This window comes from Pseudomonas sp. AC136 (assembly GCF_979258585.1).
This window is the reverse complement of sequence record NZ_OZ409865.1, coordinates 1,631,881-1,656,040: the sequence shown is the minus strand read 5'-3', so window position 1 is coordinate 1,656,040 and position 24,160 is coordinate 1,631,881. Positions and strand designations below refer to the sequence as shown.

The 24,160-nt window shown below is 59.8% G+C and carries 24 protein-coding genes; 15 read left to right on the top strand and 9 right to left on the bottom strand.

Annotated elements, in window-relative coordinates; all coding sequences use genetic code 11:
• Window positions 1–61: 61 nt before the first annotated feature.
• Both ACZZZU_RS07405 and ACZZZU_RS07400 read right to left on the bottom strand, forming a co-directional pair.
• Complete coding sequence (locus tag ACZZZU_RS07405) at window positions 62–1,042, bottom strand: Bug family tripartite tricarboxylate transporter substrate binding protein (protein ID WP_122493834.1); 981 nt, start codon at window positions 1,040–1,042, stop codon at window positions 62–64.
• A gap of 59 nt (window positions 1,043–1,101) precedes the next feature.
• Complete coding sequence (locus tag ACZZZU_RS07400; protein ID WP_463550240.1) at window positions 1,102–2,379, bottom strand: OprD family porin; 1,278 nt, start codon at window positions 2,377–2,379, stop codon at window positions 1,102–1,104.
• A 175-nt stretch (window positions 2,380–2,554) separates the two neighbouring features.
• Here ACZZZU_RS07400 and ACZZZU_RS07395 point away from each other — a divergent pair, with 175 nt between their 5' ends.
• Window positions 2,555–3,226: a response regulator gene (locus ACZZZU_RS07395; protein WP_463550239.1), complete on the top strand. Its 672-nt coding sequence runs from the start codon at window positions 2,555–2,557 to the stop codon at window positions 3,224–3,226.
• Window positions 3,219–4,607: a sensor histidine kinase gene (locus tag ACZZZU_RS07390; protein ID WP_463550238.1), complete on the top strand. Its 1,389-nt coding sequence runs from the start codon at window positions 3,219–3,221 to the stop codon at window positions 4,605–4,607. Before ACZZZU_RS07395 ends, ACZZZU_RS07390 begins: the two co-directional genes overlap by 8 nt.
• A gap of 50 nt (window positions 4,608–4,657) precedes the next feature.
• Here ACZZZU_RS07390 and ACZZZU_RS07385 read toward each other — a convergent pair whose 3' ends face one another.
• Window positions 4,658–5,494, bottom strand: coding sequence for an HDOD domain-containing protein (locus ACZZZU_RS07385; protein WP_463550237.1), 837 nt, complete (start codon window positions 5,492–5,494; stop codon window positions 4,658–4,660).
• A 57-nt stretch (window positions 5,495–5,551) separates the two neighbouring features.
• The gene (ygfZ, locus tag ACZZZU_RS07380) at window positions 5,552–6,493 is read right to left on the bottom strand and encodes a CAF17-like 4Fe-4S cluster assembly/insertion protein YgfZ (protein WP_463536706.1); all 942 of its coding nucleotides are present in this window, start codon (window positions 6,491–6,493) and stop codon (window positions 5,552–5,554) included.
• Window positions 6,494–6,614: 121 nt separating this feature from the next.
• Here ygfZ and ACZZZU_RS07375 point away from each other — a divergent pair, with 121 nt between their 5' ends.
• Window positions 6,615–6,869, top strand: a complete 255-nt coding sequence (locus ACZZZU_RS07375) for an FAD assembly factor SdhE (protein ID WP_122452870.1) — start codon at window positions 6,615–6,617, stop codon at window positions 6,867–6,869.
• A complete protein-coding gene (locus ACZZZU_RS07370; RefSeq protein WP_463550236.1) occupies window positions 6,853–7,290 on the top strand; it encodes a protein YgfX in 438 nt (145 codons plus the stop codon). Before ACZZZU_RS07375 ends, ACZZZU_RS07370 begins: the two co-directional genes overlap by 17 nt.
• Here ACZZZU_RS07370 and nadB read toward each other — a convergent pair.
• Window positions 7,259–8,875: an L-aspartate oxidase gene (gene nadB, locus ACZZZU_RS07365; RefSeq protein ID WP_463383450.1), complete on the bottom strand. Its 1,617-nt coding sequence runs from the start codon at window positions 8,873–8,875 to the stop codon at window positions 7,259–7,261. The genes ACZZZU_RS07370 and nadB overlap by 32 nt on opposite strands.
• A 375-nt stretch (window positions 8,876–9,250) precedes the next feature.
• Here nadB and rpoE point away from each other — a divergent pair, with 375 nt between their 5' ends.
• The 11 genes from rpoE (at window position 9,251) to pdxJ (ending at window position 19,312) form a co-directional block, all read left to right on the top strand.
• Window positions 9,251–9,832, top strand: a complete 582-nt coding sequence (gene rpoE, locus ACZZZU_RS07360; RefSeq protein WP_108095477.1) for an RNA polymerase sigma factor RpoE — start codon at window positions 9,251–9,253, stop codon at window positions 9,830–9,832.
• Window positions 9,833–9,863: 31 nt separating this feature from the next.
• The gene (locus ACZZZU_RS07355) at window positions 9,864–10,466 is read left to right on the top strand and encodes a sigma-E factor negative regulatory protein (RefSeq protein WP_463550235.1); all 603 of its coding nucleotides are present in this window, start codon (window positions 9,864–9,866) and stop codon (window positions 10,464–10,466) included.
• Between the two features lie 8 nt (window positions 10,467–10,474).
• Window positions 10,475–11,422, top strand: a complete 948-nt coding sequence (locus ACZZZU_RS07350; RefSeq protein WP_463550234.1) for a MucB/RseB C-terminal domain-containing protein — start codon at window positions 10,475–10,477, stop codon at window positions 11,420–11,422.
• Window positions 11,423–11,548: 126 nt separating this feature from the next.
• Entirely contained in the window at window positions 11,549–12,985 is a 1,437-nt protein-coding gene (locus ACZZZU_RS07345) for a DegQ family serine endoprotease (RefSeq protein WP_463383447.1), read from the top strand.
• Between the two features lie 154 nt (window positions 12,986–13,139).
• Window positions 13,140–14,939 (top strand): translation elongation factor 4, encoded by a 1,800-nt coding sequence (gene lepA, locus ACZZZU_RS07340; protein WP_122452876.1) that lies wholly within the window; start codon window positions 13,140–13,142, stop codon window positions 14,937–14,939.
• A 5-nt stretch (window positions 14,940–14,944) separates the two neighbouring features.
• Entirely contained in the window at window positions 14,945–15,799 is an 855-nt protein-coding gene (lepB, locus tag ACZZZU_RS07335; RefSeq protein ID WP_122493823.1) for a signal peptidase I, read from the top strand.
• 96 nt (window positions 15,800–15,895) lie between these two features.
• The gene (locus tag ACZZZU_RS07330) at window positions 15,896–16,273 is read left to right on the top strand and encodes a DUF4845 domain-containing protein (protein WP_122493822.1); all 378 of its coding nucleotides are present in this window, start codon (window positions 15,896–15,898) and stop codon (window positions 16,271–16,273) included.
• The gene (rnc, locus tag ACZZZU_RS07325; protein ID WP_122452879.1) at window positions 16,270–16,959 is read left to right on the top strand and encodes a ribonuclease III; all 690 of its coding nucleotides are present in this window, start codon (window positions 16,270–16,272) and stop codon (window positions 16,957–16,959) included. Before ACZZZU_RS07330 ends, rnc begins: the two co-directional genes overlap by 4 nt.
• Complete coding sequence (era, locus tag ACZZZU_RS07320; protein ID WP_463550233.1) at window positions 16,952–17,854, top strand: GTPase Era; 903 nt, start codon at window positions 16,952–16,954, stop codon at window positions 17,852–17,854. The genes rnc and era overlap by 8 nt, the downstream gene beginning before the upstream one ends.
• A gap of 23 nt (window positions 17,855–17,877) precedes the next feature.
• Window positions 17,878–18,576 carry a DNA repair protein RecO gene (gene recO / locus ACZZZU_RS07315; RefSeq protein WP_122493820.1) on the top strand — a complete coding sequence of 233 codons (699 nt, stop codon included), beginning with the start codon at window positions 17,878–17,880 and terminating at the stop codon, window positions 18,574–18,576.
• Window positions 18,569–19,312 carry a pyridoxine 5'-phosphate synthase gene (gene pdxJ / locus ACZZZU_RS07310; protein WP_463550232.1) on the top strand — a complete coding sequence of 248 codons (744 nt, stop codon included), beginning with the start codon at window positions 18,569–18,571 and terminating at the stop codon, window positions 19,310–19,312. The genes recO and pdxJ overlap by 8 nt, the downstream gene beginning before the upstream one ends.
• 32 nt (window positions 19,313–19,344) lie before the next feature.
• Here the strand turns inward: pdxJ and cmoB are convergent, their stop codons facing one another.
• From cmoB to lon, 4 genes are all read right to left on the bottom strand, one after another.
• Window positions 19,345–20,301: a tRNA 5-methoxyuridine(34)/uridine 5-oxyacetic acid(34) synthase CmoB gene (cmoB, locus tag ACZZZU_RS07305; protein WP_463550231.1), complete on the bottom strand. Its 957-nt coding sequence runs from the start codon at window positions 20,299–20,301 to the stop codon at window positions 19,345–19,347.
• The gene (gene cmoA, locus ACZZZU_RS07300) at window positions 20,298–21,041 is read right to left on the bottom strand and encodes a carboxy-S-adenosyl-L-methionine synthase CmoA (protein WP_463550230.1); all 744 of its coding nucleotides are present in this window, start codon (window positions 21,039–21,041) and stop codon (window positions 20,298–20,300) included. Before cmoA ends, cmoB begins: the two co-directional genes overlap by 4 nt.
• A 107-nt stretch (window positions 21,042–21,148) precedes the next feature.
• A complete protein-coding gene (locus tag ACZZZU_RS07295; protein WP_122493816.1) occupies window positions 21,149–21,547 on the bottom strand; it encodes a protease inhibitor I42 family protein in 399 nt (132 codons plus the stop codon).
• A gap of 207 nt (window positions 21,548–21,754) precedes the next feature.
• Window positions 21,755–24,118 carry an endopeptidase La gene (gene lon, locus ACZZZU_RS07290; RefSeq protein ID WP_122494726.1) on the bottom strand — a complete coding sequence of 788 codons (2,364 nt, stop codon included), beginning with the start codon at window positions 24,116–24,118 and terminating at the stop codon, window positions 21,755–21,757.
• Window positions 24,119–24,160: the final 42 nt, after the last annotated feature.

Here is a 24,160-nt window from a genome sequence, read left to right as displayed (position 1 = left end):
TGATCTCCTGGCCTGGAGGCGCCGCGATTCGGGCGCCCCGGCTACAGAACGGTGAGAGGAATTACTGGGTCAGGCCGAACTCTTGGGCCATCTGCTTGTAGTCGGCGACGCGTTTTTTCACGTAGCTGTCCAGCTCTTCACCCGTCATTGCGAAGGGATACAGCTCGCGTTGGTCGCGCAGCTTGGCGAAGTCTTCCGAGGCCAATAGTTGGTCGAAGCTGGCTTTCCACCAGGCGTAGTCTTCATCGCTGACCTTTGGCCCGAGGTAGAAGCCGCGCACCACCGGCCAGCTGATGTCGTAGCCCTGTTCCTTGGCGGTCGGAATGTCGGCCTTGTCGGCACCCGGCAGGCGCTCGTCCGAGAGCACCGCGAGGATGCGCATGTTGCCGGCCTTGATGTGCGGCATGGAGTCGGAAATGTCGGTACTGCCGACCTGGATATGCCCGCCCAGCAGGGCCGTGGCAATTTCGCCGCCGCCTTCGAGCGCCACATAACGCAGGTCACGCGGGTTGATGCCGGCCGCCTTGGCGAGCATGGCGGTTTGCATCCAGTCCTGGCTGCCGACGGTGCCGGACGAACCGATCACCACTTTGCCCGGATCGGCCTTGAGCGCTTTCACCAGGTCGTCGAGGTTTTTGTACGGCGAGTCGTTGCGCACGGCGATGGCGCCGTAGCTGGTGCCGATGCCGGCCAGCCAGCGCACCGCATTTTCATCGAAACGACCGAATTTGCCCTGCGCCAGGTTGAGCAGCGAACCGCTGGACCAGGCCGTAATCGTGCCGGCATCGCCAGGCCGCTGCGCGACCACGGCGTTATAGGCCACGGCACCCACGCCGCCGGGCATGTAGGTGACGCGCATGGGTTTGGTCAGCAGCTTGGAATTCATCAGCGCGCTTTGCGCCAGCTTGCACGTCAGATCGAAACCGCCACCGGGTGCGGCCGGTGCGATGCATTCAGGGCGTTTGGGCTCGGCCATCAATTGGCTGCTGAGCATCAGGCAGCCAGCGGCCAAGGCGAGGCGGCGGTGCAGGGGCTTGATCATGTGAAGTCTCCCGTGGAGTTTTTATTTTGGGTCAGGAAATCAGGTGATGGCTTCGCAGTTCAGTACAGGGCGAGCGTATAGCCGACCATGATGCGAATCTCGTCGGCGTCACGGGCGAAGTTCGAGCGGAACGTGGCGTTGCGCACGCGCAGCGATACGTTCTTCAGCGCGCCGCTCTGCACCACGTATTTGAACTCGGTGTTGCGTTCCCACTCTTTGCCGGTTTCGTTGCTGCCGGTGACCTCGGCGTTGTCGCCGCTTACATAGCGGGTCATGAACGTCAGGCCGGGCACGCCGAGCTTGGCGAAGTCATAGTCGTAGCGCGCCTGCCAGGAACGTTCTTCGGCGTTGGCGAAGTCGTTGATCTGCACGAAGTTGATCAGGTACGGGTCGGTGCCGTCGACATAGGCAAAGCCGGTGTCGCCGCTCATGTGCTGATAGCCGAGGCTCAGCTTGTGGCCATTGAGGGCGTAGCTGAGCATGCCGTTGAGGGCGCGGTTGTCGACCTTGCCGCCTTCGGCTTTGCCTTGGTCGTCGCTGAACGAGGCGCGCACGTCGGCCGAAACGGTGCCGGGGCCCATGGGCTGCGCGGCAACCAGGCCGAGGTAATGCTGGCGGTACACGTCGTCGAGTTGGGCGAAGTGGTAGCTGCCGGTGATCTTGTCGGTGAGCTTGTAGTCGAGGCCAGCGAAGTCGAAGTTGTCGGCGCTGGCGGCACTGGAGAAGCGGCTGTTCTTGTTGTTCAGCGCCAGGTCTTCGTAGTTGGTGTCGTTGCGGTCTTTGGCTTTTTCCAGGCGGCCACCGGTGAAGGTTAGGCCTTTGATTTCTTCGGACGTCAGCAGACCGCCTTCAAAGGTTTGCGGCAGGATGCGGCCGTCGTTGGGGTTTAGCGTGGGCAGTTCGGGAATCAAGCTGCCGACTTTCAAGACGCTGTTGGACACCTTGACCTTGGCGGTCACGCCCAACTTGGAGTATTCGTCGGCCGCTTTGCCGTCATCGTGGGTGGGCAACAGGCCGGTGCCGGTGCGGTCGGGGCTGGAGTCGAGCTTGAGACCGAGCATGCCGAGTGCATCAACGCCGAAACCGACGGTGCCTTCGGTGAAGCCCGACTGCATATCAAGCATAAAACCCTGCGCCCATTCATCGCGCTTGGACTGGCCGGTGCCGTCACGGAAGTCGCGGTTGAAGTACATGTTGCGGGTTTCGAAATTGACGCTGCTGTCTTTGATGAATTCGGCGTGAGCCGTGACGGGCGTCAGGGAAGCGAGGGTGGCGCCTGCGAGCACGAGGGACAGTGGACGCACAGGTGGCAATGCCTGCCGGGTAGCAGTGGGCATGAGGTGTCTCCAGTTTTTGTTTTTGTTTTTGATAGGTGGTTCGAGCCACCTTGGCCGGATGCTAAGGCGCGAAACTTTCGCCAAGCTTTCACGCTGAAAGAAAACGGCGCGGCCCTTCACACGCGCGAGCGGCCCGTTACACTCCACGGCACACGCCGTCTTGCGGAGAATCCCGGTGCGCATTTTGTTGGTCGAAGACCACCCCCAACTGGCCGATAGCATTGCCCAGGCTTTCAAGGCCGCCGGCTGGACAGTAGACGTACTGCACGACGGCGTGGCGGCCGACTTGGCCCTGAGCAGCGAAGACTACGCACTGGCGGTGCTCGATGTCGGGTTGCCGCGTATGGAGGGGTTTGAAGTGCTCGCGCGCCTGCGGGCGCGGGGCAAAACCCTGCCGGTGCTGATGCTCACCGCACGCGGTGAAGTGAAAGACCGCGTGCACGGGCTTAACCTCGGCGCCGACGATTACCTGGCCAAACCGTTTGAACTGAGCGAGCTGGAGGCGCGGGTAAAAGCCTTGCTGCGCCGCAGCGTGTTGGGCGGCGAACAGCAGCAGCGCTGCGGCCCCTTGTTGTATGACTTGGGCACGCGGCGCTTCAGCCTGAATGACGAGGTGCTGACGCTCACCTCCCGCGAGCAAGCTGTGCTCGAAGTACTGATTGCCAGGCCGGGGCGGGTGATGAGTAAGGAACAGCTCGCTTCGCAAGTGTTCGGCCTGGACCAGGACGCCAGTCCCGACGCCATCGAAATCTATGTGCACCGTCTGCGCAAAAAACTGGAAGGCAGCTCGGTGCGCATCGTGACCTTTCGCGGCTTGGGCTACTTGTTGGAAAGCCAGGATGCGTGAGATCGGCAGCCTCCGTGGGCGCCTGCTGCGTCGCTTGGCCGCACTGTTCGCCGCGTTGTTGCTGATTGGCAGCCTGAGCGCCTATTGGAACGCGCGCCAAGCCGCCGACACCGCCTACGACCGCACGCTGTTGGCATCCGCCCGGGCAATTTCGGCGGGGTTGTACGAAGACGACGGCAGCCTGCGCGCCGACGTGCCTTATGTGGCGCTGGATACCTTTGCCTACGACAGCGCCGGGCGAATTTTCTATCAAGTCACCGACGTACAAGGAAAGCTGATTTCCGGCTACGAAAGCCTGCCCGACCCGCCGCGCAACACGCCGCGCACCGACGACTATCCGGCGCTGGCGCGTTTTTACGACGCCAATTACCAGGGCGTGGACGTGCGCGTGGTGAGCCTGTTGCGCCCGGTCAGCGAGCCGACCATCAGCGGCACCGCCGAAATTCGCGTGGCCGAAACCGAAGAAGCGCGCGAACGTTTGGCGCGCGGGCTGCTGGTGGATTCGTTGTGGCGGCTGGCGCTGCTGTCGCTGACGGCGCTGGTGCTGGTGTGGCTCACCATCAGCGCCGCGCTGCGCCCGCTTAACCAGCTGCGCAACGCCGTGGCCGAGCGGCAACTGGACGATTTGCGGCCGTTGCCGGTGGTCGCCACTGCGCGGGAATTGATGCCGCTGGTGGAGGCGCTGAACCAATTCACCGAACGTTTGCGCGGGCTGTTTCAGCGCCAGGCCGACTTTATTGCCGAAGCGTCCCACGAACTGCGTACGCCGTTGGCAGCGTTGAAAGCGCGGGTTGAGCTGGGGTTGCGCGAGCAGGAGCCGCAGCGTTGGCAGCAGACACTGCGCGAAACCGCGCAAAACACCGACAGCCTCACGCATCTGGCCAATCAGTTGCTGTCGTTGGCGCGCATTGAAAGTGGCGCGCGAGCAATCGCCGAGGGTGGCGCCGAGCAAATCGACCTGAGTCAGCTGTGCCGCGAGCTGGGCATGGCACTGGCACCGCTGGCGCATTCCAAAGGCATTGCGTTAGCGCTGGAGGCCGAGCAGCCCGTGTGGCTGACCGGCGAGCCGACGTTGCTGAACGAGCTGCTGAGCAACCTGGTCGACAACGCCCTGGCCCATACGCCGGCCGGCGGCAATGTAATTCTGCGCGTGCTGGCGCCGGGCATTCTGGAAGTGGAAGACGACGGACCGGGCATTCCGACCGATCAGCGCGACAAGGTATTCCAGCGCTTCTACCGGCGCAATCCGCAGAAAATTGGTGGGGCAGGGCTGGGATTGGCGATTGTTGGCGAGATTTGCCGTGCGCATCAGGCGACCATCACGTTGCATGACGGGCCGAGTGGCGGGCTGTTGGTGCGGGTGGCGTTTTTGCCGGTCTAGCGTGTTGGGCTTCGCTGGCGCTCAGCCCAACCTACGGTGATGGGGCGCTGTTATTGCAGCATGCCCATGGCCGCTTCCATGGCGGCGGAGAGGTCTTCGTCTGCGTTCAAGACGGCGCTTGGGTCGAGGCCGAGTTTGGCGAAGGCCGGAATTTGCGACCAGTCGAGCTGGGTGTACGGGTGCTCGCTGCCCAGGTAGCTCTGCAGGGTGGCGACCTGAACGATGTCGACGTAATCGGCTTTTGGCGAGTTGCGTGTGAAGTCCAGATACTGGCTCGGCAGAATGGCGATGTTCTCGGGGAAATCCCACGCTCTGAGAATTTTGTCGCCAATGATCGGGTGAATTTTCTCGATCACGTGGTTGAGGCTGATGGAGTCGGACAGCAACTCATCGTGTTCCTCGGCGTAGGTCAGAATCGGCAGCACGCCGATCTGGTGGATCAGGCCGGCGAGGGTGGCTTGGTCGGGCATCAGGCGCGTGTAGTGACGGCACAGCACGTGGCTGATGCCGGCAATTTCGGTGCTCTTGTTCCACACTTCACGCATTTTGCGGTCGACCACGTCGGAGGTGGCCTGGAACATCTGCTCCATCGCCAGGCCGGTCGCCAGGTTGCAGGTGTAGTTGATGCCGAGGCGGCTGACGGCCATTTGCAGGTCGGTGATTTCTTTATTGGTGCGCAGCAACGGGCTGTTCACCACTTTGATGATGCGCGCAGTCAGGGCGGCGTCGTTGCCGATCACTTTGCTGAGCTGGGGGATGCTGATGTCCGGGTCTTCCGCCGCTTCGCGAACTTTCAGCGCCACTTCAGGAAGGGTCGGCAGTACCAGTTCATCGTTTTCGATGGCCTGGATCAGTTCGTGTTGGACTTTATCAGCGAGTTTGCTCATGGACGTTTCTCTGGAGACTAGGGCGCTTGGTGGGCAGGCGGCCGGAAAGTAATAGGGTTAACGCTGAATCTCGCGATCCGAGTTCAAGGTGTAAGGCAGGTCCAAGAGCTGCAAAGCCGGGCCGGTTTCGCTGCCGAGATGAATCCGTCCATCCGTGACGGCATCTTCCTGCAATACCGCCAACAGTTCCACGCCCGTTTCGCTTTGTGCGGCCAGCACCACTTCGCCAACGCTGGAGCGGTGCACGGGGGAGAACAGTTCGCTGGCCACGGCCGGTAGCTCGGCGCCTTCCAGGCTCAAGCGCTGTAAGCGGCGTTTGAGTTTGCCGAGGTACTGCATGCGCGCGACGATTTCCTGGCCGGTGTAGCAGCCTTTCTTGAAACTGACGCCGCCCACGGCCTGCAAATTGATCATCTGCGGAATAAACAGCTCGCGCGTCGCGCCAAATACCTGGCCGATGCCGGCGCGAACCTGGGCGAGTAGCCAGCTGTTAAGGGGACGCTCTGGGAGTTTGGCCTGGATTTGTTGCATGACGTCGGCGCTGATGGCGCTGCGAATCCACAGCTCGACGCGGCCGTCGCTCAGGCGAATGGCGAACAAATTGTCTGTACGGGCAACGCCATCGGCTTCGGTCGGCAGCATCAGGCCAAGCTCGCTGAGGACTTCGTCGGCGTTGTAGAGGCCGATACGCAGCCAGTCGGCGCTTTCGTCACTGAGCGTGGATTTGGAAAAGACGGCGTATTTTTTCAGGTCGGTGAGCTGCGGTTCCAGCAGTTCGCTGGCCATCGCCAGCACATAGCCGTCGCCTTCGCTGACAATGCGAAAGCTCGACACCATGCGGCCTTTGGGGGTGCAGCGGGCGCCGAGGCTGGCGTTGCTATCGCTCAGGTAGTTGAGATTGCAGGTGACCTGGCCTTGGAGGAATTTGCTGGCGTCGGGGCCGCGAACGGCAAGAACGCCTTCGTGGGACAGCGTGCAGAAAAAAGCTGAATCGGCCATGAGAAATCGCTGATTGAAAGTCTGGGGGCTAATCATAGGGCCCTGCCTTGAGCTTGTCAGCGGGTGCCGGTATCGGCGTGGCGCCGCTATACTGCCGGCCTATTTTGCAGGAGCCGCTTTGATGGTCGACGATATTGAACTGAACCGCCTGTTTTGGCACAGCCGCCGCGGCATGCTGGAACTCGACGTGTTGCTGGTGCCCTTCGTTCGCGAAGTCTACCCGAGCCTGGATGACGCAGACCGCGAGCGCTATCGCAAACTGCTGGAGTGCGAAGATCAGGACATGTTTGGCTGGTTCATGCAGCGCGGCGAGCCGGAAGACGCCGACCTGCGCCGCATGGTTCGCATGATTCTGGATCGTGTCCAACCCAAGTAAAGCTTTCGAATGCCGCTGGCAGCCCTCCCGGCGTCTGCTGGCGGTGTACTTCGGCGCCCAGCTCGGCGCCTGGCTCGCCTTGCTGGTGGCGGCCTTTCCTTTATGGATGACGCTTCTGGGCGGTGCGCTGTGTAGCGCTCATGCCGTCTGGACTTGGCGCTTCGCCACTTCTCACTTTTCTGGCATTCGCCATGACGCGGACGGGTGGCACCTTTGGCAGACCGGCCATGGCTGGCAGTCGGTTCAGTTGTTCCCCGACAGCGTGGCGTTGCCGCAAGCGGTTGTGCTGCGCTTTCGTCTGCCGGGGCAGTGGTGGGTTCGGGGGCTTTGTGTGGCGAGCGACGCATTGCCGGCGGATGTCCACCGGCGCCTGCGGGTACGGCTGAAATTCACTCGCCGTAGATGGGCGGCACCAGAATAGTGTCGCGGGCTTCGGGCAGTTGGTCCGGGTAGTCGAGGGTGTAATGCAGGCCGCGTGATTCTTTGCGCTGCATGGCGGAGCGAATGATCAGCTCGGCCACCTGGGCCAGGTTGCGCAGCTCGATCAGGTCGCGGCTGACTTTGTAGTTGCTGTAGAACTCATCAATTTCGTCGAGCAACAAGCGCACGCGGTGCTGAGCGCGCTGCAGGCGCTTGTTGGTGCGCACGATGCCGACGTAGTCCCACATAAAGCGCCGCAACTCATCCCAGTTGTGGGCAATGATCACGTCTTCGTCCGAATCGGTCACCTGACTGGCGTCCCAGCTCGGCAGGCGCTGCGGTGTGGGCTTGCTCACCAATTGTTGAAGGATGTCCGCCGCTGCCGAGCGGGCATAGACGAAGCATTCGAGCAACGAGTTGCTGGCCATGCGGTTGGCGCCGTGCAGGCCGGTAAAGGTGGTTTCGCCAATGGCGTACAGGCCCGGCACGTCGGTGTGGCCATGTTGGTCGACCACCACGCCGCCGCAGGTGTAGTGGGCGGCCGGTACCACCGGGATCGCTTCCTTGGTGATGTCGATGCCAAACCCCAGGCAGCGCTCATAAACAGTGGGGAAGTGGCTTTTGATGAATTCGGCGGGTTTGTGGCTGATGTCCAGGTACAAACAGTCGACACCGAGGCGCTTCATTTCGTGGTCGATGGCGCGGGCCACGATATCGCGCGGGGCCAACTCGGCGCGTGGGTCGAAACGCTGCATAAAGCGCTCGCCGTTCGGCAGCTTGAGCAAGCCGCCTTCGCCACGGATGGCTTCGGTAATCAGAAAGCTCTTGGCCTTGGGGTGGTACAGGCAGGTCGGGTGGAATTGATTGAATTCCAGGTTGCCGACCCGACAGCCCGCGCGCCAAGCCATGGCAATGCCGTCGCCACAGGCGCCGTCAGGGTTACTGGTGTACAGATAAACCTTGGCGGCACCGCCGCTGGCCAGCACGGTGAAGCGCGCTCCGTAGGTGTCGACTTCGCCGCTGTTTCTATTCAGCACGTACGCGCCCAGGCAGTTGTGGCCGGGCAGCCCTAGCTTGCGTTCGGTAATGAGGTCGACTGCAACGCGCTGTTCTAGCAGCTCGATATTCGGACGCTGCCGGGCTTGGGCGAGGAGGGTGTTGAAAATGGCTGCGCCAGTGGCGTCGGCGGCATGGATAATTCTGCGGTGGCTGTGGCCGCCTTCTCGCGTCAGGTGGAATTCGAACCCACCATCTTCCCGCGCGGTTTCATCGTCACGGGTAAAGGGCACGCCTTGTTCGATCAACCATTCGATGGCCTCGCGGCTGTGCTCGACGGTGAAGCGCACAGCGTCTTCACGGCATAGGCCGGCGCCTGCGTCGAGGGTGTCGGCAACGTGGGATTCGACGGTGTCAGTGGTGTCGAGCACAGCTGCAACGCCGCCCTGTGCCCAATAAGTTGAACCATTTGTGAGGTCACCCTTACTAAGCACGGCTATGCGCAAATGGCTTGGCAGGGTCAGCGCCAGAGTGAGGCCGGCAGCGCCGCTGCCGATGACCAGAACGTCGTGCTGAAAATGTTGGCTCATGTTCGAATTCCACGAGAAGCGGCCACTAGTATATAGGCGGGGCGGGCTGCACAATAGCGGGCTTATGACGGCCGCTGGGCCCTGGGAACTTTCTTAGACTTCCAGGTTCCATAGGCAGTCACCCAGACGGGGACAATGCCGTTTGCGTTGTATCGAGAGCGGCTGTTGCCGCGGCCTCATTACAACTAAACCGGTGACAAGATTATCCGCGCAGCCGGCGTGCTAGCCGTGCTGCGCGATTCCGTGCAAGACAAAAGAATATGTGTGCGGAACGTGTTTGGAGGGGAGAACTTTTGCGCAAGACCCGAGTCTATCTTGGCAAGTTGATTCACTTGCTGGAACAGCATTCTCTCCGAACTCAATTGAGGAGTGTTCATGCTTACCCAGGAAGATGATCAGCAGTTGGTCGAGCGGGTGCAGCGTGGCGACAAACGAGCTTTTGATCTGTTGGTGCTGAAGTATCAGCACAAGATTCTCGGGTTGATAGTGCGTTTTGTGCACGATCCTCATGAAGCTCAGGATGTTGCCCAGGAAGCGTTTATTAAAGCTTTCCGTGCACTGGCTAATTTTCGCGGCGACAGCGCCTTTTATACATGGCTGTACCGCATCGCCATCAACACGGCGAAGAATCATCTGGTGTCGCGCGGTCGTCGCCCACCAGAAAGTGATGTTAGCGCTGAAGACGCAGAGTTCTACGAGGGCGATCACGCACTCAAGGACATCGAATCTCCAGAGCGGTTGATGCTACGGGACGAGATTGAAAACGCCGTGCATCGAACCATTGAACAATTGCCAGAAGATTTGCGCACCGCGCTAACTTTGCGAGAGTTTGATGGTCTTAGTTACGAGGACATTGCGAGCGTCATGCAATGTCCAGTAGGTACCGTACGGTCGCGGATTTTCCGAGCCCGTGAGGCCATTGATAAAGTCCTGCAACCTTTGTTGCAGGGAGCCTGAGACAGCGGCGCTAGCCAAGAGAGGAATCGCCATGAGTCGTGAAGCCCTGCAAGAATCGTTATCCGCCCTTATGGATAACGAGGCAGATGAGTTGGAGCTGCGCCGCGTGCTCAGCGCCAGCGAAGACGCCCAATTGCGCTCGACTTGGGCGCGCTATCAAGTAGCTCGTGCAGTTATGCACAAAGATCTGCTGGTACCGAACCTCGATATCGCTTCGGCGGTGTCCAAGGCTCTCGCCGATGAAGCTGCTCCGGTTGTTGCTCCTGTAGCTGCGGTTGCGGGTCGTTGGCGCGGTCTGGGTCGCCTGGCAGTTGCTGCCTCGGTGACTCTGGCGGTTCTGGCTGGCGTTCGTCTCTATAACCAAGACGAAGTGATGGGTACGCAACTCGCCCAGAACAACGTGCAGCCAACGCTGCCAATGCCTCAAGTACAGGGCGCTGCTCTGTTGGCTGGCTATACCGAGAGCTCCGAGCCGGTTTCCGCTCAGCAATCCAAAGCTTCAAGCCCGAGCCAATTGAACTGGCACGAGCAGCGCTTGCCGGGCTATCTGCGTCAACACGCGCAGCAGGCTGCGATGAGCACGTCTGAAGGTGTGTTGCCCTATGCGCGTGCTGCAAGTCTGGAAAACCGCTGAGGAGGATCATGCGCGGACTTTCCTACCTGCTTCTGTTAGGTGGCGCGCTGGCCCAGCCAGTTGGCGCCGCCGACGCGCAAGATTGGCTGGGCCGCCTCGCTGAGGCCCAGCAGCAGCAAAGTTTCCACGGCACGTTTGTCTACGAACGTAACGGCAGTTTCTCCACTCATACAATCTGGCATCAGGCGTCTGGTGGCGCAGAAGTGCGCGAGCGGCTTTTGCAACTCGACGGGCCGGTGCAAGAAGTGGTGAAGGTTGGGCGTCGCACCGAGTGTGTAAGCGGTGGCTTGGCCGATCAGGTTGCCGAAGGTCAGAGTTGGCCTGCTCGAGCGCTGGATACCAAACAACTTTCAGCCTGGTACGACTTGCGCATTATTGGCGAGTCGCGTGTCGCTGGGCGGGACGCGGTGGTGCTAGCGGTGTTGCCGCGTGATCAGCACCGTTATGGCTTCGAGCTGCATCTAGACCGCGAAACAGGCTTGCCGCTGAAGTCGTTGCTGCTTAATGAAAAAGGCCAACTGCTTGAGCGTTTCCAGTTTTCTACTATCGAAATGACCCCTCCTTCAGAAGCTGATCTGAAACCAGGTTCGAGCTGCCAGCCCGTTCGCTTTGTCGAAAGTAAGGCCGTGGATCCGAAGGCGTGGCACTCCGAGTGGATGCCTCCAGGTTTTAATCTGAACAGCGCGGTCGAGCGCCACAGCGCGTTATCTTCCCAGCCCGTTGCATGCCTGATGTATGGCGACGGATTGGCGCGTTTTTCGGTTTTCCTCGAGCCACTGAATGGTGCCACGGTCGAAGATGCTCGCACGCAGTTGGGTCCCACCGTTGCGGTTTCCAAACGCATCTCTACCACCTCGGGCGACGTGATGGTCACGGTAATTGGCGAAATCCCGTTAGGAACGGCCGAGCGTGTCGCGCTATCGATGCGCGCCGGGGACATGCAGGCGGCGCAATAACGCTGTCGAGATTTTCACGCGAGCGCTCAGTTACGGTTCGCGTGTTCACCATAGAGTCGTATGTCGCGTTCTATCGGCGCGACAATTCATGTGGTACTTGCTTTTCCTTTATGGGAGCCGAAGTCAATGCTTAGCCTTAAATCTGGCTTATCTGCCTTTCTGACATTGTTTTTACTGGGGCAGACGTTAACTGCCCACGCTGAACTTCCTGATTTCACTACCCTGGTCGAGGCTGCCGCGCCGGCCGTCGTCAACATCAGTACGACGCAGAAGGTTCCGGACCGTGTTGCAGGCGCTTCCGGCCAAGACATTCCTGATCTGGAAGGTCTGCCGCCGATGTTTCGCGAATTCTTCGAACGCAACATGCCCCCACAGCAACGCTCGCCCCAAGGCCGCCAGCAACAGCGTGGCGCGCAGTCGCTGGGCTCCGGCTTCATCATTTCTCCCGATGGCTATGTGCTGACCAACAACCACGTCGTGACTGGCGCTGACGAAATTATCGTGCGCCTGTCTGACCGCAGCGAATTGAAAGCCAAGCTGATCGGCGCTGATCCTCGCACCGACGTGGCATTGCTCAAGGTTGATGGCAAAAATCTTCCGGTCGTGAAAATCGGTAAATCGGAAGAACTCAAAGTTGGCGCTTGGGTGCTCGCCATTGGCTCGCCATTTGGCTTTGACCACTCCGCTACCGCCGGCATCGTCAGCGCGAAGGGACGCAGCCTGCCGAATGAGAGCTATGTGCCGTTCATTCAAACTGACGTGGCGATCAACCCCGGCAATTCGGGTGGCCCGCTGTTTAACCTGAATGGCGAAGTAATCGGTATCAACTCGCAAATTTTCACCCGTTCGGGTGGCTTCATGGGCCTGTCATTCGCCATTCCGATGGATGTGGCGATGGACGTGGCCAATCAGTTGCGAACCGAAGGCAAAGTCAGCCGTGGCTGGCTGGGCGTAGTGATCCAAGAGGTCAACAAAGACCTGGCTGAGTCGTTTGGTCTGGATAGACCAGCCGGCGCATTGGTCGCTCAAGTGATGGAAGACGGTCCCGCAGCCAAAGGCGGCCTGCTGGTCGGCGACGTTATTTTGAGCCTAAACGGCCAACCTATCGTCATGTCGGCAGATCTACCTCACCTTGTAGGCCGCATGAAGGCGGGCAGCAAAGCCCAGTTGGAAGTGATTCGTGAAGGCTCGCGCAAGACCGTGGAATTGACCATCGGCAACCTGCCCGCCGATGACGATGAAGTCGCTGCCAACGGTGGCGGTGAGTCGGCCGTGGAACGCAACAGCAATCGTATGGGCGTCAAGGTTGCTGAGCTCACCGCTGACGAGCGCAAAGCGCTTGATCTCAAGGGCGGTGTGGTCATCAAGGAAGTACAAGACGGCCCTGCCGCTCTTATTGGTCTGCGTCCAGGCGATGTCATCACTCACCTGAATAACCAGGCCATTGATTCGGCGAAGACTTTTACCCAGGTCGCTCAAGCGCTGCCGAAGAACCGTTCGGTGTCGATGCGCGTGCTTCGTGAAGGCCGTGCAAGCTTCATTACCTTCAAGTTGTCTGAGTGACGCTTAGTCGGTAATACACAAAAGGGCGGTTTTTACCGCCCTTTTTCGTGGGCGCCTGTCGGCGGCACGGGTGACGCCCCTGCCGCCGATCGGGTACACTTCCCGGCTATTTTTCGGCGGGCAATCTGCCTGCGGCCTTTTTGAGTGTTGATCCGTGAGTGACCTGAGTCATATCCGTAATTTCTCCATCATCGCCCACATCGACCACGGCAAATCGACCCTGGCCGACCGATTCATTCAGATGTGCGGCGGTTTGTCCGAACGCGAAATGGAAGCCCAGGTTCTTGATTCCATGGACCTCGAGCGCGAACGCGGCATCACCATCAAGGCCCACAGCGTCACCCTCCATTACAAGGCGCGTGACGGTAAAACCTACCAGCTGAACTTCATTGATACCCCCGGTCACGTTGACTTCACATACGAAGTCAGCCGGTCGCTGGCTGCCTGCGAGGGCGCATTGCTGGTAGTCGACGCCGGTCAAGGCGTTGAGGCGCAATCGGTCGCGAACTGCTACACCGCAATCGAGCAAGGCCTGGAAGTGATGCCCGTATTGAACAAAATGGACCTGCCGCAGGCCGATCCAGACCGCGTCAAAGAAGAAATCGAGAAAATCATCGGCATTGATGCCACCGACGCCGTCGCGTGCAGCGCGAAGAGCGGCATGGGTGTTGATGAAGTGCTCGAGCGTCTGGTGCAAACCATTCCGGCGCCCACCGGCAATATTGAAGATCCGCTGCAAGCCCTGATCATCGACTCCTGGTTCGACAATTACCTAGGCGTCGTCTCGCTGGTGCGCGTGCGCCACGGCTGCGTGAAGAAGGGCGACAAGATTCTGGTCAAGTCCACCGGCAAGATTCACTTGGTGGACAGCGTGGGTGTGTTCACGCCCAAGCACACCGCCACGGTGGACCTGAAAGCCGGCGAAGTAGGCTTTATCATCGCGGGCATCAAAGACATTCACGGCGCCCCCGTTGGCGATACGCTGACCCTCAGCTCGACGCCGGACGTTGACGTGCTGCCAGGCTTCAAGCGTATTCAGCCGCAGGTTTACGCCGGTCTGTTCCCGGTAAGCTCGGATGACTTCGAAGACTTCCGTGAAGCCCTGCAAAAGCTGACGCTCAACGACTCCTCGCTGCAATACTTGCCCGAAAGTTCCGATGCGCTGGGTTTCGGCTTCCGTTGCGGCTTCCTCGGCATGCTGCACATGGAGATCATTCAGGAGCGACTGGAGCGCGAGTACGACCTGGACCTGATCACCACAGCGCCGACGGTAATCTTCGAATTGCTGTTGAAAAATGGCGAAACGATCTACGTCGATAACCCGTCGAAGTTGCCAGATTTGTCGGCAATAGAAGACATGCGCGAGCCGATCGTGCGGGCCAACATCCTGGTTCCCCAGGAGCACTTGGGGAATGTCATCACCTTGTGCATCGAGAAACGTGGCGTTCAGCGCGACATGCTGTTCCTCGGTACTCAGGTTCAGGTCAGCTACGACCTGCCGATGAACGAAGTGGTGTTGGACTTCTTCGACCGTCTGAAGTCCACCAGCCGCGGTTATGCCTCGTTGGATTACCATTTCGACCGTTATCAGTCGGCCAATCTGGTGAAGCTTGATGTGCTGATCAACGGCGACAAGGTAGACGCCCTGGCCCTGATCGTGCACCGCGACAATGCGCATTACAAAGGTCGTGCGCTGACTGAAAAGATGAAAGAACTGATTCCGCGGCAGATGTTCGATGTGGCCATTCAGGCTGCCATCGGCGGGCAGATTGTGGCTCGCACCACCGTCAAGGCGCTGCGCAAGAACGTATTGGCTAAGTGCTACGGCGGTGACGTCAGCCGTAAGCGCAAGCTGCTTGAAAAGCAGAAAGCCGGTAAAAAACGGATGAAGCAGGTCGGCAACGTGGAAATTCCACAAGAAGCCTTCCTCGCAGTGCTCAGGTTGGATGGTTAATACCTATGTCGTTCAATTTTCCGCTGTTGTTGGTAATCGCTGTGGCTGTCTGCGGTGTGCTCGCTCTGTTCGACCTGGTGCTGTTGGCGCCTCGTCGCAATGCAGCGGTCGCCGCCTACCAAGGGCAGGTGGCCGAGCCCGATCAAGCCGTGCTTGATCAGCTCAATCGCGAGCCTTTGCTGGTGGAATATGGCAAATCGTTCTTTCCGGTTTTGGCGATCGTGCTGGTGCTTCGCTCGTTCCTGGTTGAACCGTTCCAGATTCCGTCTGGCTCGATGAAGCCAACGCTAGAAGTCGGCGATTTCATTCTGGTGAACAAATTCGCCTATGGCATTCGCTTGCCGGTGCTTGATACCAAGGTCATCGAAGTGGGCGACCCGCAGCGCGGCGATGTTATGGTGTTTCGCTATCCCAGCGAGCCGACCATCAACTACATCAAACGGGTAGTGGGTTTGCCGGGCGACAAGGTGCGCTACACCGCCGATAAACAGCTGTTCGTAAACGGCGAGTCAGTGGCTAAAAAGCTGCTCGGCGAAGAGCCCGGTTCCCTTGGCAGCGCCACGCTGTATCAGGAAAAACTGGGCGAAGTGGAGCACTTGATCCGCATCGAAATGAACCGTTACCGCGCCGATCCGGGCAACGAGTGGACCGTGCCAGCCGGTCATTACTTCATGATGGGCGACAACCGCGATAACTCGAACGACAGCCGTTATTGGAACGATCCGAAAATTCCGAAAGAGTTGCTCGGCATGGTTCCAGACAAGAATATCGTCGGCAAAGCGTTTGCGGTCTGGTTGAGCTGGGCTGATCCGAAATTGCGCAACGTGCCGACTCTGTCACGGGTAGGCCTGATTCACTGATCTGTCGGCGCTGCGAAAACCAGCGCCGCACGCTATATATAGTCAGGCCCGCAGAGGCTGTGGACTTTTAAAAAAATACTGACACTGAGGTCAAACATGGCGCTTGCGCGTTCGCAGAAGGGTATGTCGTTGTTGGGGTGGATGTGCACCTTGGCTTTTTTGGCGTTCGTCGCCACCGCCGTCTTCAAGATGGTTCCCCATTACATGGACAACGCCGCCCTTTCTAAAACAATCACCTCGATTGAAACCGACAAGGCCGCGGACATCCGCACCGTTCCTGAAGTGTATGGCTACGTCGAGAAAGCGATGCAGCTCAACTCCATCAACAACCTTGATCCTAAAGAAGCGATGGACGTGAAGCTGGAGAACGGTGAATTCCTTATCCATCTCAAGTACGAACGTCGCGAGTCGCTGATCAGTAACCTCGATCTCGTCGCTCGTTTCGACAAAGAATTCCGCGTGCGTATGCCGTGAGTGCTGCTCTGAGTCGTTTAGAGCGTCAGCTCGGTTATACCTTCCAAGACCAGGATCTGATGATCCTGGCCCTCACTCACCGCAGCTTTGCCGGACGTAATAACGAGCGTCTGGAGTTCCTCGGTGATGCCATCCTCAATTTTGTTGCCGGCGAGGCCTTGTTCGAGCGCTTTCCACAGGCGCGCGAAGGCCAATTGTCGCGTTTGCGCGCGCGCCTGGTAAAAGGCGAAACCCTGGCCGTTCTGGCGCGCGGGTTCGATTTGGGTGAATACCTGCGCCTGGGTTCCGGTGAGTTGAAGAGCGGTGGTTTCCGCCGTGAGTCGATTTTGGCGGATGCGCTGGAAGCCCTGATCGGCGCCATTTATTTGGACGCTGGCATGGAAGCGGCGCGCGAGCGCGTGTTGGCGTGGCTAAGCTCAGAGCTCGACGGTCTGACGCTGGTCGACACCAACAAAGACCCGAAAACCCGCCTGCAGGAGTTTCTGCAGTCGCGCGGCTGCGACCTGCCGCGCTACGAAGTGGTGGATATCCAGGGCGACCCGCACTGCCGGACCTTTGTAGTCGAGTGCCAGATCACCTTATTGAATGACAAAACCATCGGGCAGGGCGCTAGCCGCCGTATTGCCGAACAAGTGGCCGCAGCTGCCGCTTTGATTGCCCTTGGTGTGGAGAATGGCCATGACTGATTCAACCGCAACACGCTGTGGCTATGTCGCCATCGTCGGCCGGCCCAACGTAGGCAAGTCGACGCTGCTCAACCACATTCTTGGCCAGAAACTGGCGATCACCTCGCGCAAGCCGCAAACCACTCGCCACAACATGCTTGGCATCAAGACGGAAGGCACGGTTCAAGCCATCTACGTCGATACCCCCGGCATGCACAAGAACGGTGAGAAAGCGCTGAACCGCTACATGAACAAAACCGCATCGGCTGCGTTGAAAGACGTCGACGTGGTGATCTTCGTGGTCGAGCGCACCCGCTGGACCGACGAAGACCAAATGGTTCTGGAGCGCGTGCAGTACGTAGAAGGTCCGGTGATTCTGGCGATCAATAAAACCGACCGCATTGAAGATAAATCCGAGCTGATGCCGCATCTGGAATGGCTACAAGGCCAACTGCCGAACGCGCAGATCGTGCCGATTTCCGCGCAGCACGGGCATAACCTTGATGCGTTGGAAGGCCTGATCGAGAAATACCTGCCGGAAAACGAGCACTTCTTCCCCGAAGATCAGATCACCGACCGCAGCAGCCGTTTCCTCGCCGCCGAACTGGTGCGTGAAAAAATCATGCGTCAGCTGGGCGCCGAGCTGCCGTACCAGATCACCGTCGAAATTGAAGAATTCAAGCAGCAGGGCAAGACCTTGCACATCCACGCCTTGATTCTGGTGGAGCGCGACGGCCAGAAGAAAATCATCATCGGCGACAAAGGCGAGCGCATTAAACGCATCGGCATGGATGCGCGCAAAGACATGGAAGTGCTGTTCGACTCCAAAGTCATGCTCAACCTTTGGGTCAAAGTTAAAGGCGGCTGGTCCGACGATGAACGCGCCCTGCGTTCGCTGGGTTATGCCGACCTTTAAGCCCCGTTGCTGCGAGGCTTCCCATGTTAAACAGCGCGCAACCGGCCTTCATTCTGCATAGCCGGGCCTACCGCGAAAGCAGCGCGCTGGTTGATTTCCTCACACCACAAGGTCGGCTGCGCGCCGTGCTTCGTGGTGCGCGCGGCAAGGCGGGTACGCTCGCTCGGCCGTTTGTGCCGGTGGAAGTCGAGTTTCGTGGGCGGGGCGAACTGAAAAACGTTGGCCGCCTCGAAGCCGCCGGCATTCCCCGCTGGCTAAATGGCGAGGCGCTGTTTAGCGGTTTGTATCTGAACGAGCTGATCCTGCGCTTGCTGCCCGCTGAAGATCCCCATCCCATTCTGTTTGAGCATTACGCCGCCACGCTTGAGGCCTTGGCCGCCGGCCGCGCGCTGGAGCCGTTGCTGCGTGCGTTCGAATGGCGCCTGCTCGATGAGCTGGGGTATGGTTTTGCCCTCGGTGAAGACCTGAACGGCCAGCCGGTCGTAGCCGGTCAGCTCTATCGCCTGCTGCCCGATGCCGGTTTGGAGCCGGTTCATTTGTTCCAACCGGGGCTGTTTCAAGGCGCCGAATTGCTCGCCATGGCCGAAGCCGATTGGACCGCGCCCGGCGCCCTTGCCGCCGCTAAACGTTTAATGCGCCAAGCCCTGGCACCCCATTTAGGCGGCCGACCGCTGGTCAGCCGTGAATTGTTCATGACGTTGAAGGAGCCACCCCGTGACTGACGCCAACCGAATTCTGTTGGGCGTGAACATCGACCACGTCGCCACGCTGCGCCAAGCCCGTGGCACCCGCTACCCGGACCCGGTAAAAGCCGCGCTCGACGCCGAAGAAGCCGGCGCCGACGGCATTACCGTGCACCTGCGCGAAGACCGCCGCCATATCCAAGAGCGCGACGTGCTGCTGCTCAAGGACGTGCTGCAAACGCGCATGAACTTCGAAATGGGCGTGACCGAAGAAATGCTCAATTTCGCCGAGCGTATTCGTCCGGCCCACATCTGCCTGGTACCGGAAACGCGGCAGGAACTCACCACCGAAGGCGGCCTTGACGTGGCCGGCCAGGAAGCGCGAATCAAAGCGGCGGTAGAGCGCCTGGCCCGACTGGGCTGTGAGGTGTCGCTGTTTATCGACGCCGACGAGCGCCAGATTGAAGCCTCACGGCGCATCGGCGCACCGGCTATCGAACTGCACACCGGCCGCTACGCCGACGCCCACACGCCAAGCGAAACCGCCGATGAACTGAAACGAATTGCCGACGGCGTCGCTTTTGGCCTGGCCCAAGGTCTGATCGTCAACGCAGGCCATGGTTTGCACTACCACAACGTGGAAGCGGTGGCGGCGATCAAAGGCGTTAACGAACTGAACATCGGCCATGCGCTGGTGGCGCACGCGTTGTTTGTGGGCTTCAAAGCGGCGGTGGCGGAGATGAAGCAATTGATCGTGGCGGCGGCGAATCGCTAACGCGGTACCCCGATTGTTAAATGGCGCTTGGGTTATTTGCGCGCCGTAATTACGGCGCGCATCGGCGCTGGCAGGCCTTCCACGGTTTTGCTGTGGTCGTCGGGATCCAGAAAATGACTCAGCGACTGATAGCGCATCCACTCGGTGCTGCGCTGTTCTTCAACACTGGTCACGCTGACATCCACGCACTTCACATCGCTGAAGCCAGCACGGCGCAGCCAGAGTTCCAAGGCCGGTACTGAGGGCAAAAACCACACGTTGCGCATCTGCGCGTAACGGTCTTCGGGCACCAACACTTGGTTGACGTCGCCCTCGATCACCAGGGTTTCCAGCACCAACTCGCCGCCTTTAACCAAGCAGTCCTTCAGCGCCAGCAAATGCTCGATGGGCGAGCGGCGGTGGTAGAAAACGCCCATGGAAAATACGGTGTCGAAGCCTTCCAGCCCCGCCGGCAAATCTTCCAGCGCGAACGGCAGATGCCAGGCGCGGCGGTCCGGCAGGTAGCGTTGTACGGCCTGGAATTGGCAGAAGAACAGCCAGTTGGGGTCGATGCCGATCACGCTGTCGGCACCGGCGCCGAGCATTCGCCATTGGTAATAGCCGTTGCCGCAGCCAACATCGAGCACGCGCTTGCCGCGTAAATCCAAATGCGGCGACACCCGCGACCATTTCCAATCCGAGCGCCATTCGGTGTCGACGTGCACGCCGAACAAGTCGAACGGGCCCTTGCGCCAGGGCGACAAGCCCATCAGTGCCTGACGCATCTGTGCGCGCGTGGCGTCGTCGCAGTCGCAATCCAGGCGCAGGCCGCTTTCCAGATCAATCTGTGTGGGATGCAAAGCGGGAAGGGCGTCCAGCGCGCCTTGCCAGCGTTCCAGGTCGCCGTGACCTTTTTCCATTTTGCTGTCGAGTTGCGCTTGCAAGCCATTGGCCCAGGTAGCCAACGGTGTGCCCGCCAAGTGGCGGACCAAGGGGGATAAATCAATCATGGCAAGGCAATCAACGAAGCAAAGTTCAGACACTGAAACCACGGCACTACTTTGCTGAACCCTGCGGCCAGCAGGCGCTCGCGGTGTTGCTCAAGGCTGTCGGGTTTCATCACGTTTTCAATGGCGTTGCGCTTCTGGGCAATTTCCAACTCGCTGTAGCCGTTGGCGCGCTTGAAGGCGACATGCAGCTCGGTCAGCAGATCGTGTTCCTGTTCATCATCGAAGCGCAGTTTCTCCGACAGAATCAGCGCGCCGCCCGGCAGCAACGCCTGGCGGATCTGAGTCAGCAACTGCAAGCGTTGCTCGGGCTGGATGAATTGCAGGGTGAAATTCAGCGCCACCAGTGACGTGGGTTGCAGTTGCAGGCCAAGAATATCGGCCTCGACCACCTCGACCGGCAGCAACTCCTGAAACATCGAGTCCTGGGCATGCAGGTACTCGGCGCAGCGCTCGACCATGGCGCTGGAGTTATCCACCGCAATCACCCGGCAATCGCTGCAGGTCACATGCCGGCGCAAGGCCTGGGTGACCGCACCCAGCGACGAGCCTAGGTCGTAGAGCACGCTGTGCGGCTGAGCGAACTGGGCCGCCAGCACGCCGATGTTCTCGACGATGGTCGGGTAGCCGGGCACCGAGCGTTTAATCATGTCCGGGAACACGCGCGCCACGGCTTCATTGAAGGTGAAGTCCGGCACGGAAGGCAGCGGCACAGCAAAGAGACGGTCGGATTCCTGGCTCACGGTGGTTACGCTTGGCTCAAAAGGGCGCCATTTTAACCAGCTGCACGAGCGCCGCCAGCCCCTTCGGCTGCAAAGGGGCTAAGCGGCGATTGCGCAGCGAACTCGGTTTATTTAACGGTGATGGGGCAGTCGAACAGCTCGGCCGGCGCGACTTCTGGTTCCCATGGGCGGTGATAGGCCATCAGCAACTCGCCCGTGCCAGCCGAGGTGGCCTGAAAACGCCAGGTCGACACGCCCGCGCTGCCGACGATGCCGGCGTCTTCCGGGTTGCTGTAAACCTCTGGGCCAAGGCTGCGCAGCACGTTGGCGGCGGCATCTTTGGTTTGCCAGCGAAAGCCGGTGGTGGGGTTGCTGCTCAGGGTCACGATCAATTGCTGGCCGGGACGCAAGGTCGCCGGGCAGTCGCTCGACTTATCCACCTGGACGGCAACATTTTTGCCGGGTTGTTGGGCGCAGGCAGCGAGCAGAGCGATGCCGATCGGGAGAAGCAGGCGTGCAGCGGTCATGAATTGATCCTGTCCAAGGGGCGATGAGTGGCGGCAAGCATAGCGCCAAATTATGGCGCTATGCCTGGCAAACCTCCGCCATTTCCGGCCACTTCGATTCCAAAACTGGAGGCTTCAAGGTCACCGTCACAGCAAAAACTCTAAATCCCCGCCTGCGCGGGGATGACGGTGCTTTGCGCTATCCGTGCACGCCAAACGTGCAGTTGTTTAGAAAAGCACCTTCGCCACATCGGTAAAGCGCTTGGCGAAGTGCACGGTGATGCCTTCTTTCAAATACTCCGGCAATTCGGTGAAGTCGCCCCGGTTGGCTTCCGGAAGAATCAGCTCGTAGATTTTCTGGCGCCGCGCGGCGATCACTTTTTCGCGTACGCCGCCGATGGGCAGTACATGGCCGGTCAGGGTCAGCTCGCCGGTCATGGCCACGCCTTTTTTCGGCGCCTGGTTGCGCGCGAGCGAGAGCAGGGCGCTGGCCATGGTCACACCGGCGCTGGGGCCATCCTTTGGCGTAGCGCCTTCCGGCACGTGCAGGTGAACGAAAGCTTGGTCGAAGAAGGTCGGGTCGCCACGAAATTCCTTCAGGTGCGAACTGACGTAGCTGTACGCAATCTCGGCCGACTCTTTCATCACTTCGCCCAGTTGGCCGGTCAGCTTGAAGCCCCGGTTGAGCGTGTGGATGCGCGTCGCTTCAATCGGCAAGGTGGCGCCGCCCATGCTGGTCCAGGCCAGGCCGGTAATAACGCCGACGCCTGCCAACAGTTGTTCGCGGCGAAACAACGGCATCCCCAAGTAACCTTCCAAATCTTTCGGGCCGATTTTCAGCTTGCTGTCCGGGTCGCCGAGCAGTTTCACCACGGCCTTGCGCACCACTTTGCCCAGCTGTTTTTCCAACTGCCGAACCCCGGCCTCGCGGGCATAGCCTTCAATCACTGCCTTGAGCGCGTTGTCGCTGATGCTGAGGCGGTGTTTGGGTACGCCGGCTTTTTCCAACTGCTTGGGCCACAAGTGGCGCTTGGCGATGGCGAATTTTTCTTCGGCGATATAGCCGGCCAGGCGAATGACTTCCATCCGGTCGAGCAACGGCCCGGGGATGGAATCCAAGGTATTGGCGGTGCACACGAACAGCACCTTGGACAGGTCAAGGCGCAGGTCGAGGTAGTGGTCGAGAAATTCCGCGTTCTGCTCCGGGTCCAGGGTTTCCAGCAGCGCCGAGGCCGGGTCGCCTTGGTGGCTGGCGCCGAGCTTGTCGATTTCGTCGAGCATGATCACCGGGTTCATCACTTCGACGTCTTTCAAGGCCTGCACCAATTTGCCGGGCAGGGCGCCGATGTAGGTGCGGCGATGACCTTTGATTTCCGCTTCGTCGCGCATGCCGCCGACGCTGAAGCGGTAGAACGGCCGGCCCAGGGTTTCGGCGATGGATTTACCAATACTGGTTTTGCCCACGCCCGGCGGCCCGACCAGCAAGACGATGGAGCCGGAAATCTCGCCCTTGAACGCACCAACGGCGAGAAACTCGAGAATCCGCTCTTTAATGTCATCCAGCCCGGAATGCTGGGCGTCGAGCACCTGCTTGGCGTGTTGCAGGTCGAGCTTGTCTTTGCCGTGTACGCCCCAGGGGATGTTGGTGGCCCAGTCGAGGTAATTGCGCGTCACCGCATATTCCGGTGAGCCGGTTTCCAAAATCGACAGTTTGTTCAGCTCTTCCTCAATGCGCTTTTTCGCCTGCTCCGGCAGGGTTTTGCCTTCCAAGCGCTGCTCGAATTGTTCCAGGTCGGCGCTGCGGTCGTCTTTGGTCAGCCCCAGTTCCTGCTGGATCAGCTTGAGCTGCTCCTTGAGGAAAAACTCGCGCTGATGCTCGCCAATGGTGCGGTTCACCTCGGCCGACAGTTCGCTTTGCAGGCGCGCCACTTCCACTTCCTTGCGCAGCATCGGCAGCACTTTTTCCATGCGTTCCAGCACGGGCACGGTGTCGAGCACATCTTGCAGCTCTTTAGGCGTGGCGGTGGTAAGCGCGGCGGCAAAGTCGGTGAGCGGCGAAGGCTGGTTAGGGCTGAAGCGGTTCAGGTAGTTCTTCAACTCTTCGCTGTACAGCGGGTTGAGCGGTAGCAGTTCTTTGATCGCGTTGATCAGCGCCATGCCGTAGGCCTTGACCTCATCGCGGCGGTCATCGGCACTTGGCGGGTACTCCACTTCCGCCAAGTAGGGCGGACGATGCCGTTTCAGCCAGCCGCGAATCTTCACCCGTTGCATGCCTTGGGCTACGAATTGCAGCTTGCCGTCGACGCGGCTGGCCTGGTGAATTTTCACCAGCGTGCCGTGCTCGGGAAGGCTGTCGGTATTGAAATGGCGCGGGTCGGTCACCGGTTCGTCGACGTAGAACAGCGCCAGGCTGTGGTGGTCGGTTTTGCCGACCAACTCCAGCGTTTCGGTCCAGTGTTCTTCGTTGACGATCACCGGCAACACCTGGGCCGGGAAGAACGGGCGGTTATGAATAGGAATAACGTAAAGCCGTTCAGGGGGGCGCACGTTGGGCAACGCCAGGGCGTGGGGAAGGTGCAGGCCCTCGGGCATTTGCGTTTCGTCGTCGTCGATATCAGTAACGTGGTCGTTCAT